This is a genomic window from Hydrogenophaga sp., assembly GCF_036675665.1.
In the GTDB taxonomy this organism is placed as follows: domain Bacteria; phylum Pseudomonadota; class Gammaproteobacteria; order Burkholderiales; family Burkholderiaceae_C; genus Hydrogenophaga.
In genome coordinates, this window is record NZ_JAKFEO010000086.1 from 98,120 (window position 1) to 109,239 (window position 11,120).

The 11,120-nt window shown below is 69.6% G+C and carries 11 protein-coding genes and 1 pseudogene; 5 read left to right on the forward strand and 7 right to left on the reverse strand.

Annotated features, from left to right (window positions below; all coding sequences use genetic code 11):
- The first annotated feature begins 19 nt into the window (after positions 1–19).
- Together V6M63_RS20910 and chrA are read left to right on the forward strand one after the other, a co-directional pair.
- On the forward strand, positions 20–907 hold the full coding sequence (locus V6M63_RS20910) for a chromate resistance protein ChrB domain-containing protein (RefSeq protein WP_332745043.1): 888 nt from the start codon (positions 20–22) through the stop codon (positions 905–907).
- Positions 904–2,253, forward strand: coding sequence for a chromate efflux transporter (chrA, locus tag V6M63_RS20915; protein ID WP_442909627.1), 1,350 nt, complete (start codon positions 904–906; stop codon positions 2,251–2,253). The genes V6M63_RS20910 and chrA overlap by 4 nt, the downstream gene beginning before the upstream one ends.
- A gap of 14 nt (positions 2,254–2,267) precedes the next feature.
- Here the strand turns inward: chrA and V6M63_RS20920 are convergent, their stop codons facing one another.
- The 3 genes and pseudogenes from V6M63_RS20920 to V6M63_RS20930 form a co-directional block, all read right to left on the reverse strand.
- Positions 2,268–2,792, reverse strand: coding sequence for a hypothetical protein (locus V6M63_RS20920; protein ID WP_332745046.1), 525 nt, complete (start codon positions 2,790–2,792; stop codon positions 2,268–2,270).
- Positions 2,793–2,929: 137 nt separating this feature from the next.
- Positions 2,930–3,364 carry a VOC family protein gene (locus V6M63_RS20925; protein WP_332745068.1) on the reverse strand — a complete coding sequence of 145 codons (435 nt, stop codon included), beginning with the start codon at positions 3,362–3,364 and terminating at the stop codon, positions 2,930–2,932.
- A gap of 45 nt (positions 3,365–3,409) precedes the next feature.
- A pseudogene (locus tag V6M63_RS20930) lies at positions 3,410–4,066 on the reverse strand (enoyl-CoA hydratase/isomerase family protein); the annotation flags it as partial.
- Positions 4,067–4,195: 129 nt separating this feature from the next.
- Between V6M63_RS20930 and V6M63_RS20935 the strand changes: the two are divergent.
- The gene (locus V6M63_RS20935) at positions 4,196–5,206 is read left to right on the forward strand and encodes a bestrophin family protein (protein ID WP_332745048.1); all 1,011 of its coding nucleotides are present in this window, start codon (positions 4,196–4,198) and stop codon (positions 5,204–5,206) included.
- A 32-nt stretch (positions 5,207–5,238) separates the two neighbouring features.
- Here V6M63_RS20935 and V6M63_RS20940 read toward each other — a convergent pair whose 3' ends face one another.
- The 4 genes from V6M63_RS20940 to V6M63_RS20955 are packed head-to-tail and all read right to left on the reverse strand — an operon-like array spanning position 5,239 to position 8,005.
- Positions 5,239–5,985: an SDR family oxidoreductase gene (locus tag V6M63_RS20940; protein ID WP_332745050.1), complete on the reverse strand. Its 747-nt coding sequence runs from the start codon at positions 5,983–5,985 to the stop codon at positions 5,239–5,241.
- A 25-nt stretch (positions 5,986–6,010) separates the two neighbouring features.
- A complete protein-coding gene (locus tag V6M63_RS20945) occupies positions 6,011–6,472 on the reverse strand; it encodes a carboxymuconolactone decarboxylase family protein (protein WP_332745052.1) in 462 nt (153 codons plus the stop codon).
- Between the two features lie 43 nt (positions 6,473–6,515).
- Positions 6,516–7,421 carry an RNA polymerase sigma-70 factor gene (locus tag V6M63_RS20950; RefSeq protein ID WP_332745054.1) on the reverse strand — a complete coding sequence of 302 codons (906 nt, stop codon included), beginning with the start codon at positions 7,419–7,421 and terminating at the stop codon, positions 6,516–6,518.
- 53 nt (positions 7,422–7,474) lie between these two features.
- On the reverse strand, positions 7,475–8,005 hold the full coding sequence (locus V6M63_RS20955; protein WP_332745056.1) for an Mpo1 family 2-hydroxy fatty acid dioxygenase: 531 nt from the start codon (positions 8,003–8,005) through the stop codon (positions 7,475–7,477).
- 141 nt (positions 8,006–8,146) lie between these two features.
- Here V6M63_RS20955 and V6M63_RS20960 point away from each other — a divergent pair, with 141 nt between their 5' ends.
- Both V6M63_RS20960 and V6M63_RS20965 read left to right on the forward strand, forming a co-directional pair.
- Positions 8,147–8,797 carry a glutathione S-transferase N-terminal domain-containing protein gene (locus V6M63_RS20960; RefSeq protein WP_332745058.1) on the forward strand — a complete coding sequence of 217 codons (651 nt, stop codon included), beginning with the start codon at positions 8,147–8,149 and terminating at the stop codon, positions 8,795–8,797.
- Positions 8,794–11,088: an ATP-dependent DNA helicase gene (locus V6M63_RS20965; protein ID WP_332745059.1), complete on the forward strand. Its 2,295-nt coding sequence runs from the start codon at positions 8,794–8,796 to the stop codon at positions 11,086–11,088. The genes V6M63_RS20960 and V6M63_RS20965 overlap by 4 nt, the downstream gene beginning before the upstream one ends.
- Positions 11,089–11,120: the final 32 nt, after the last annotated feature.

Consider the following 11,120-nt stretch of genomic DNA (forward strand, 5'->3'; position numbering starts at 1 on the left):
CAACGCTCTGGAGTTTTCCATGGACACCGCCATCCCCACCCACATCTCCCCCCGTGAACTCGCCGCGCGCATGGGTGCGCCCGGCGCGCCTGTGCTGCTCGATGTGAGACGCCCGGCGCGTTTCGCGGACAGCCCGCACCTGCTGGCCACTGCCCGGTGGTGCGCACCCGACGCCGTGGCGTCCTTCGCCCTCAATGGTCCAACGCGCGAGATCGTCGTGTACTGCGTGCACGGCCACGAGGTCAGCCAGCAAGCGGCCGCCACGCTGCGGCAGGCCGGATTCAACGCACGGTTTCTGGCCGGCGGGCTTGACGGCGGAGAGCCCGGCGTGGACACCCCGCAAGACATCGCCGAATGGCGCGCGGTGAGGCCCCTGGTGATTCGAAAACGCCCCGACCTGGGCGTGGATGGCCTGCAGCCCTCCACCTGGATCACGCGCGAGCGGCCCAAGATCGACCGCATCGCCTGCCCCTGGCTGGTGCGCCGCTTCATCGATCCCCGGGCTGATTTCCTCTACGTGCCCACCGCTGCGGTGCTCTCGCAAGCCGAGCAGTTGGGCGCGGTGGCCTTCGACATTCCCGGCGCGCCCATCAGCCACGAAGGTGAACTCTGCAGTTTCGACACCTTGCTGCGCGCCTTCGATCTGCAGGACGACCCCGCGCTCGCCGCCCTGGCGCGCATCGTGCGCGCGGCCGACACCGACCGACTGACACTCGCTCCACAAGCCGCGGGCCTGCTGGCGCTGTCGCTGGGCTTGTCGGCCCTGCACGCCACCGATGACCTGGCGATGCTGGAGGCGGCCATGCCGATGTACGACGCGTTGTTCGCCTGGTGCCGCCGCGAGGTGGAAGGACAGACCGAGCACCACAGCTGGACGCCCGACGCGTTGCGGGCGGTGAAGGCATGAGTGGCATGAACGAGCGTCCCGCTCCTGTGTCGTTCGCCGAGGCGTTCCGGTTCTGGCTCAAGCTGGGGTTCATCAGCTTCGGCGGGCCGGCGGGCCAGATGGCCATCATGCACACCGAGCTGGTGGAGCGCCGCCGCTGGATCAGCGAGAAGCGTTTCCTGCACGCGCTGAACTTCTGCATGGTGCTGCCCGGCCCCGAAGCCCAGCAACTGGCCACCTACATCGGATGGCTGATGCACGGCACGCGCGGCGGCGTGGCCGCCGGCGCCTTGTTCGTGCTGCCCTCCCTGCTGCTGCTGGTGTTGCTGTCGTGGGTCTACATCGCCTTCGGCAGCCTGCCTGCGGTGGCCGCCGTGTTTTACGGCATCAAGCCGGCGGTGACGGCGCTGGTGCTGCACGCGGCGCACCGCATCGGCAGCCGCGCCCTGAAGAACCCCTGGCTCTGGGGCATCGCGGCGGCAGCGTTCGTGGCGATCTTCGCGCTGGACGCGCCCTTCCCCGCCATCGTGCTGGCGGCCGCACTCGTGGGCCACTGGGGTGGGCGGCGCTGGCCCCATGTGTTCGTGACGGGCGCAGGCCACGCTGGCGGCACGCAGGCCCACGCGAGCGCCCTGATCGATGACGACACCCCGGCGCCGGCCCACGCGCTGTTCACCCGCCGACGGCTCGTCCAGGTGCTGGTGATCGGCATCGGGCTGTGGTTGCTCGCCATGGCGGTGCTGCTGGCGCTGGTCGGCGTGCAGGGCACGCTCGCGCAGATGGGCTGGTTCTTCACCAAGGCCGCACTGCTGACCTTCGGCGGGGCCTACGCGGTGTTGCCGTATGTCTACCAGGGGGCGGTCGAGGATTTCGGCTGGCTCAATGCGCAGCAGATGATCGACGGCCTGGCGCTGGGTGAAACCACGCCGGGCCCGCTGATCATGGTGGTGGCCTTCGTGGGGTTCATGGGCGGCTGGCTGCACCAGGTTCTCGGGCCCGACGCGCTGTTCTGGTCGGGCGCACTGGCGGCCTCGGTGGTGACCTTCTTCACCTTCCTGCCGTCCTTCGTCTTCATCCTGGTGGGTGGGCCGTTCATCGAAACCACGCACGGCAAGCTGAAGTTCACCGCGCCGCTGACCGCCATCACCGCGGCGGTGGTGGGTGTGATCCTGAACCTGGCCTTGTTCTTCGCGTACCACGTGTGGTGGCCCCAGGGCTTCACCGGTCCCTTCGACGCTCCGTCGGCCGCGCTGACCGCGCTCGCGGCGATCGCCTTGTTTCGTTTCAAGGTGGGCGTGGTGCCCTTGATCGGGGTGTGTGGCCTGCTCGGCGTGGCGTGGCGGATGGTTGTCTTGGGAGGCGGCTGACGCGTTTGCCGGGATCAGTGACCGCCGGCCACAAAACGATCGGCGCGCGCTGCCTGCAACACGGCAGGCAGGCTGTGGTGCATGGCCGAGACCGGGCGGGCCCCACCCAGCCAGTCGTTGGGGGTGACGAACCACAGCGCGAGCTCCACGTCGTCGAACACCGGGCGCAGCTCGGCCAGCAACGGCGCCATGGCATCCACCACCGACGCGGTGGGCAGGTTGAACTGGAACAGCGGGAACAGCGGGCCCCAGGGGCTGTCCAGCGAAACCACCGCGCGTGACACGATCCAGCGCGCGACCAGCGACACGGGCAGGGATTCGGGCAGCCAGCCCGCCACCTCGCAGCGGTGGCGGATCAGCTCGGCCAGATCGTCACCACTGACCAGCCCGCCCGTGCCCGAGAACGCGGCGGCGGTGGAGAGCCAATGGAGCGGTACCGTGGCGTTGGCGCGTTGCGTGAAGATCGAGGGCAGGCTCACCGGCGCAGCGCGCTGGGCGGGCGTGTCGGGCAACTGGGACATGGATCGGGCGCGAAGCATGGGCATCTCCGGTGGGGATTTCCGGGCACGCGGACGCCCGGTGAAGATGCAAGCCTCGGGCAAACGACCGAGTCGGTCTGTACGGTGCCAGACCGATCGATTGCAAGAACACAACACCCGCCGCCGACAGCAGCGGTTCAACCCAACGGCAAGGGATCAGCCGCCGCGCGGTCGTCCGGTGGCCCCTTGAGCTCGACCACATTGCCTTCGGGGTCGGTCAGGTAGATCGAAGGCCCTTCGCCCTCGGCGCCGTAGCGCCGCTCGGTGGGCCCGGCCTCGGCGCCATGCGTGCTCAGCTGGCGCCGGATGGCGGCTTCGTCGAAAGGCTCGACGCGCAGGCAGAAGTGATCGAGGTTGCGGCCTTGCGGGCCTGGGGGCGCACCCCCGGCGCGGCCCAGCTGACCATCGACCGGCACCAGATCGATCAGCGAGCGTCCGGCACGCAGCTGCACCAGGCCGATGGCGTCCTGCCGCCGTTGCACCGTGCAGCCGAGCACATCGCAGTAAAAGCGCAGCATGCGCTCCAGGTCGATCACGCGCAGCACCAGGTGGTCGATCTCGCGCGGGCGGATCGCAGGCCCGGCGGCGCCCGGCTCCAGCCGCCGGTGCACGTCGGCCTCGCGGGTCAGCGCAGCGTCGAAGTCGCCCAGCTGTTCGCGGTGCACCAGCCGCTTGACCTCGGCCAACAGCACGGAATCGGCATCGGCGAGGCGCTGCGCGAGCTGGCGCGCCTGCGCGGGCAGGAACTCGTCTTCCACCACCTGCCACACGAGGCCACAGCGCTCGGCATCGGCTGCGGTCAACTCCTGGCCCAGCATCAGCAGGCCCTTGGCCTTCTGCAGCCCCACCAGACGCGGCAGCAGCGCGGCCACACCGCCGGTGCCGAACAGGCCCACGTGCACCTCGGGCAACATGAAGCGTGCGCCGCGCGCGGCCACCGCGAGATCGCCGTTGATCATGAGCTCCAGGCCCGCGCCGACCACCCAGCCCTGCACCGCCGTCACCACGGGTTGGGGCGCGTGCACCAGCGCGGAAGCGAGTGCCTGAAGGGTGTCGACGAAGGCCTCGGTGGCCGGGTCGTCGCGGTCCTTGCCGGCGCAGAAGGCGCGACCCTCGCCGCTGAGCAGGATCACGCGAACGGCCGGGTTGGCCACAGCGGCGTGCACGGCGCCCAGCAGCTCGCGGGCCAGGTCGAGGGTCAGGGCGTTGAGGCGCTCGGGGCGGTTCAGGTGGAGCTCGAGCACGCCGGCATCAAGGGTCTGGATCAGGTTCATGGCAGGCAAATCGGCAAGGGTGGGCCACGAGGGTACACGCGGCACGGGCTGTCACAAAGCGGCGCGGGCGGCCGTCTTGCATGCGTCAACCCCTTTCACATCCTTTGACTGCCCACGGGCACCGCCACCATGAAAATCGCCAAGTCGTACACGCTCGCCGAGTTCCTTGACTGGACACGTCGCAAGACCTACATCCTGCTGGTGCTCGCCACCGTGCCCGCCATGCTGTACCAGGTGTTCGGGCTGACGTGGATCGCCGCGCCCTGGTCGGTGGCCGTGCTGCTGGGCACGGCCACCTCCTTCATCGTCGGCTTCAAGAACGCCCAGACCTACCAGCGCACCCTGGAAGCCCAGCAGGTCTGGTCGTCGATCACCGCCACCAGCCGCTACTGGGGCCTCATCTGCCGCATGTTTCCCACCACGCGCGCCATGTCGGCGGTGCTCATCCACCGCCACCTGGCCTGGTTGACGGTGCTGCGCCACCAGCTGCGGCAAAGCCGGGTCTGGGAATCCGCGAACAGCCCGGCCAACGCGGAGTACCGCCGCAAGCACTTTCTCGTGCCCGAGCACGAGACCACGCTGGACGCGGATCTGCAGGCACACCTGAGCGAGGCCGAGCGCCAGCAAGTGGCATCGGCGGCGAACAAGGGACTGATGCTGATGGAGCGGCAAAGCGAGACCCTGCGCGATCTCCATGCAAGGCAGGAACTGGTCGTGCTGCACCACACGGAACTGCAGAAGACCATCAAGGAACTCCTCGACCAGCAAAGCCGCGTCGAGCGCATCAAGAACTTCCCCTATCCACGCCAGTACGCAACGATCAACTCGCTGTTTGTCTGGTGCTTTGCCACGGTGTTGCCGTTCTGCCTGGTGCGCGAGTTCGACCGCCTCAACGACAGCGTGTCGGGCCTGTTCGCGGGCCACATGGTCTGGTTGTCGGTGCCGTTCAGCGTGCTCGTCGGGTGGATGTACCTCTCGCTGGACCAGGTGGGCGAGAGCACCGAGAACCCGTTCGAGGGTGGCGCCAACGACGTGCCCATGGCCCACCTGTGCCGGGTCATCGAGACGGAGCTGTGCACGATGCTGGGTGAGACCGACCTGCCTGCTGCGCCCACGCCCCGGAACGCCATCGTGCTCTGACACGGTCGCTCGGCGGTGTCAGTGCGGCCGGATCAGGACCCGTTGGCCAGCCATTGCGCCAGCGTGGTCGGGGCGATGCGGGCGCCCGGGCCGGGCACCAACGAGCGTTCGTCGATGCGGGTCCCAAAGTACATGGCGTTGACGTCCGACACCACCTCCCGAGGGTCCTGGCGGGCCTGCAACACGCGCCGGATCAGCGCATCCAGCGGCACGGCCTCGGGCCCGGCGACCTCGCACGTGCCGTTGAGCGGCGCTTGCATCGCCACCTCGGCCAGCGCCGCCGCGACGTCGGCCGCGGCGATGGGCTGCAATGGCGCCGGCGGCATCGGCACCGTGTTCCCGACGGTGCCGACCTGCGCAACCGACATCAGGAATTCAAAGAATTGCGTGGCGCGCACCAGGGTGTAGGGCACCGGGCCGGCCTTGATCAGCGCTTCCTGCGCGACCTTGGCGCGGAAGTAGCCGCTGTCGGGCACTCGCTCGGAGCCCACCACCGACAGCGCCACGAAGTGGCGCACGCCGGCGCGCTCGCTGGCCGCGAGCAGGTTCTGCGTCGAGGCGCGAAAGAAGTGCATCACAGCCTCGTCCTCGAACGAAGGCGAGTTGGTGACGTCCACCACCACCTGCGCGCCGGCGAGTGCCTGGTCCAGTCCCTCGCCGGTGACGGCGTTGACGCCGTTCGAGGGCGCGGCCGCCGTCACGGCGTGTCCAGCCTGGCTCAGCAGCTTGACGACTTGTTTTCCGATGAGGCCGGTGCCTCCAATGATCACGATGTTCATGGTTGTTCCTTGTCGAGATGGGGGTTCAGGCGATGTCTTTTTCCGCCACCGGTGCGCGCATGCCCACGGCCATGCGGTTCCAGGCGTTGATCTGCGCAACGGTCCAGCTCAGCTCGACGATCTCCTGATCGCTGAAATGGTCCTTCAGTGCGCCGAAGCTGGCGTCGTGGCTGTCGTGGCCGTCCGGCAACCGGGTCAGGGCCTCGGCCCACTGCAGCGCGGCGCGCTCACGTGCGCTGTACAGACCGGTCTCGCGCCAGGTGCACAGGCTGTTGATGCGCTGCCAGGATTCGCCCTGCTTGCGCAGGTCGCGCACATGCATGTCGACGCAGAATGCGCAGCCGTTGAGCTGCGAGACGCGCGTCTTCACGAGTTCCATCAGGATGGTGCCGAGCGAGGACTTGGCCGTGGTGGCGCCCACGGCGGCCATGGCCTGGTAGGGCTTGGGAGAAATCTCGGTCCAGGGGAGTCGGGGTGCGGTGTTCATGTGAGGCCTTGATGAGGTGGTTGGGATACACCTCACAAGACGCTCAGGGCTGCGGGTTTGTGACAGCAAGGTTGCGCCCGAGCGCGGCGGCGATGCGCGCGAGCTTCTCGGGATTGCGCTGGGCATGCACGCGCAGGATGCGTTCGCCATCGGTCTCGAACGACTGCGCCGACTCCAGCGCGCCGTGGATGAAGCGCAGCAGGCCCCATTGCCCGTTGAGCACGACCACCTCGAAACGCACCGCATCGCCGTATTTCAGATGGGAGGCCAGGTAGAGCTGGGCGATGCGCTGATGGCCCACCAGCGGCACGCCGAAACTCGGCACGATGCCGCCCCCATCACCGACGAGTTGCGCATCCTCGGCCAGCAGGGACTTGAGCGTGGCGAACTGCCCGGTGGCCGCCGCATCGGCAAACCCCCGCAGCAGGCGCAGCTGGGCCTCGCGCGGCACGACGTGGCGCGGCCGCTCGTCCTGCAGTTGCGCCCGGGCGCGGTGCACGATCTGGCGACAGGCGCTCTCGGTCTTGCCCAGCGCCTCGGCCACCTCGCCGTAGTCGGCATCGAACACCTCGCGCAACAGGAAGGCCGCGCGCGCCTCGGGCGCCAGACGCTCAAGCAGGGTCAGGAAAGCCACCGACACGTCGTCGGCCCGCTCCAGCAACTGCTCGGGCGACACCGGCGAATCGGACATCAGCGGCTCGGGCAACCAGGTGCCGATGTAGTGCTCGCGCTGCACCTTGGCGCTGCGCAGGCGGTCGATCGCCAGCCGGGTGGTGATGGTGACCAGCCAGGCCTCGCTGCTGTCGAGCGAATCGTGCGGGCTCTCGTGCCAGCGCAGCCAGGCGTCCTGCACCACCTCCTCGGCCTCGGCCGGAGAGCCCAGCATGCGGTAGGCGATGCCTTGCAGGCGGGGGCGCAGGCGGCTGAAGGTGGCGGTGGGGTCGTTCATGCAAGGCAAGACGTGCAGCACCCCGGTGGTGTGACAACGCGGGTGGCGATGCCTCAGCGCGCCTGCGTCGGCCCGGCCCGGCCCGAACGCACGGGCCCGGCGCGCTGCTCGATCTGCGCTTCGAGTTCGGGGCGCAAGGCCAGCAGGAAACCTGCCTCGGCCACCACGAACAGCGGGCCGATGATCAGGCCGCTGATGTCGTCCACGAAGGCCGGCTTGCGGCCTTCAAAGATGTGCCCCACGAACTGGATGACCCAGCCCACCACGAACAAGCCCACGCCCAGGGTGGCCCAGGCACCCAGCGACAGCGGCGCCGTGGCCTGCGCCAGCAACAGGCAGCCCAGCAGCAGCGCAGCCATCACGGCACCCAGGCGCAGGTCCAGACGGAGGTAGTACAGCGTGGCCGCGATCACGGCCAGCGTGGCGAGAGACACGGGCAGGCCCGCCACGAAGAAGGATGGCCGCGCCAGCAGCACCACCACCGACAGCACGATCATGGGAATGCCCACGAAGTGGGTCACGATGTTGCGGCGGTCGCGGTGGTAGGTGGCGTACTGGCTGAGGTGATCGGTGAGGGTTTTCATGTCGGTTCTCCTCGGGCGTCGGGCCCGGCGGACATTGTCGCCAGAGCAAGCCCCGCTGGCCATGGGGTATGCGAGCACCCACCGGGCAAACGGGGCGGGCAGGCGTGCCATCATGGCGGGCTGCTCCCTCCGACCGACACCGTGCTGCCCATCCTGTACTCCTTTCGCCGCTGCCCGTACGCCATCCGCGCGCGCCTGGCGCTGTGCCAGGCCGGCGTGGCCGTGGAGCTGCGCGAGGTGGCGCTTTCCAGCAAGCCGGCCGAGCTGCTGGAGGCGTCTGCGGCCGGCACGGTACCCGTGCTGCAGATCGAACCCGGCCAGGTGATCGCGCAAAGCCTGGACATCATGCGATGGGCCCTGGCGCAGCGCGACCCGGAAGGCTGGCTGGTGCGTGCCGAGTCGTCCGGCCACGCCGCGCTGATCGACACCTGCGACAGTGACTTCAAGCAGGCACTGGACGGCTACAAGTACGCCGAGCGCCACCCGCAGCGCAGCGCGCACGAATGGCGTGACGAAGCGGTGCATTGCCTGATCGCACCCCTCGAAAGCCGCCTGGCGCAAGCCCCGCAACTGGGCGGCGCGCGGCCCTGCCTGACGGACGCCGCGATCTTCCCGTTCGTGCGCCAGTTCGCCGCGGTGGACGCCGCGTGGTGGGCGGCGTCGCCGTGGGCGGCCACACGGCGCTGGCACGACGCCTGGGCGGGCAGCGCGCTGATGGCCGCCTGCATGCCAAAGGTTCCCCGTTGGCAGCCGGGTGCTCCCCCGACCGTGTTCCCGCCGGGTGCACTGTGAGTGCGGAAACCCTGACGCCACCAGACGCGCTGCGGGTCGCCGTGCGCGTGCTGTGCGCGTTCACCGCCCAGGCCGGTGACCTGGACTTGCGCTTCACGCCTTCGCCCACGGCGCAGGACGGCGTGGCCGGCCACGAGGCCGTGACCGCGCGACGACCCGCGCCCTACCAGCGCGAGGTGCCGCTGCGCTCGCGCTGCGGCGATCTGCTGGTGCAGGGCCGCGCCGACGGATTCGACCCCACGGCTCTGCGGCTCGAAGAAATCAAGACCCACCGCGGCGACGTGGCGCTGGTCCGCGACAACCACCGAGCCCTGCACTGGGCACAGGCGCGGGTGTACGCGTGGATGCTGTGCGAGCAGCTCGCGCTGGAGCGCATCGAGGTCGCGCTGGTCTACTTCAACATCGACACCCACACCGAAACCGCGCTGACGGCCTGGCACACCGCCGACGAGCTGCGCCAGCATTTCCACGAGCTGTGCGCGCGCTACATCCGCTGGGCACGCGGTGAGCAGGACCATCGGCTGGCGCGCGACGCGCAACTGCAGACGCTGAGCTTTCCCTTCTACGGCTTTCGCGCCGGCCAGCGCGATCTGGCCGGTGCCACTTACCGCACGCACAGCCATGGCCGGCACCTGCTGGTGCAGGCGCCCACCGGCATCGGCAAGACCATGGCCACGCTGTTCGGCGCGCTCAGGGCCATGCCCGCGCAGGGCACCGACAAGCTGCTCTACCTCACCGCCAAGACCCCCGGGCGCCAGCTCGCGCTCGATGCCTTGCGGCGGCTTCAACCCGACGCGCCCGCCGGCCGCCTGCGGGTGCTGGAGCGAGTGGCGCGCGAGAAGGCCTGCGAGCACCCGGACAAAGCCTGCCATGGCGACGCCTGCCCACTGGCCAACGGCTTCTACGACCGGCTGCCGCAGGCCCGCGACGAGGCGGCGCAGGCCGCCTGGCTCGACCAGGCCGGGCTGCGCGCCGTGGCCCTCAAGCACAACGTCTGCCCCTACTACCTCGGCCAGGACATGCTGCGCTGGAGCGATGTGGTGGTGGGCGACTTCAACCACTTCTTCGACCTCAGCGCACACGCCTGGGCGCTCACCGTGGGCGAGCCCTGGCGCGTGGGGCTGCTGCTGGACGAGGCGCACAACCTGGTCGAGCGCGCGCGGCAGATGTACAGCGCCGAACTCGATCCCTCGATGCTCGCGGCGCTGCGCAAGGCGCCGCCAGCGGGCTTGAAGGCTTCGCTGGACCGCCTGCACCGCTTCTGGGGCACCCTGGGCCGGGCGCAGGTGGTCGAGCAAGCACTGCTGAGCGAGCTTCCCGACGGCCTGGTGGGCGCGCTGCAGCAGCACACCGCCGACCTCTCCGGGCACCTGGCGCTGGAGACGACGGCGCCCGATGCGCGCGTGCAGGCCTGGCTGTTCGAGGTGTTGCACTTCCTGCGCGTGGCCGAGGTGTTTGGCGACCACTCGCTGGTGGAGATCACCCGCGCTGGCGCAGCGGCGCGCGGGCGCTCGCCCCGCCCACGGCTGGCCATCCGCAACCTGGTGCCCGCGCCCCACCTGCAGCCGCGCTGGCTGGCGGCACACAGCGCCACCCTGTTCTCGGCCACGCTCAGTCCCATGGAGCACGCGATCGACCTGCTCGGCCTGCCGGCGGACTGCGCGCGGCTGGAGGTGCCCTCGCCGTTCGACCCGACGCAACTGACGGTGCATGTCACGCCGCACATTTCGACACGCTTCCACGACCGCGCCGCGTCGCTGGACGACGTGGTTGCCGTGATGGCCGCGCAGTACCGGGCCTTGCCGGGCAACTACCTGGCCTTCTTCAGCAGCTTCGACTACCTGCAACAGGCGCTGGCGCGTTTCGAAGCGGCGCACCCCGACATTGCCGTGTGGTCGCAGTCGCGCGGCATGGCGGAGCTCGATCGCAACGCCTTTGTGGCGCGCTTCACCGAACACAGCCAGGGCATCGGCTTCGCGGTGCTGGGGGGCGCCTTTGGCGAAGGCATCGATCTGCCGGGCCAGCGGCTCATCGGCGCCTTCATCGCCACGCTGGGCTTGCCCCAGGTGAACCCGCTGAACGAGCAACTGCGCGCGCGGCTGCAGGCCCGTTTTGGCCGCGGCTACGACTATGCCTACCTGTTCCCCGGTCTGCAGAAGGTGGTGCAGGCCGCCGGCCGCGTGATCCGCGGACCCGACGACCGGGGTGTGGTGGTGCTGATGGACGACCGCTTTGCCCGGCCCGAGGTACGCGGCCTTCTGCCCCCGTGGTGGCGGGTCGGACGCGGCTGAGCGGCTCGGTCAGCTGTGCGAGTAGAGGTGAA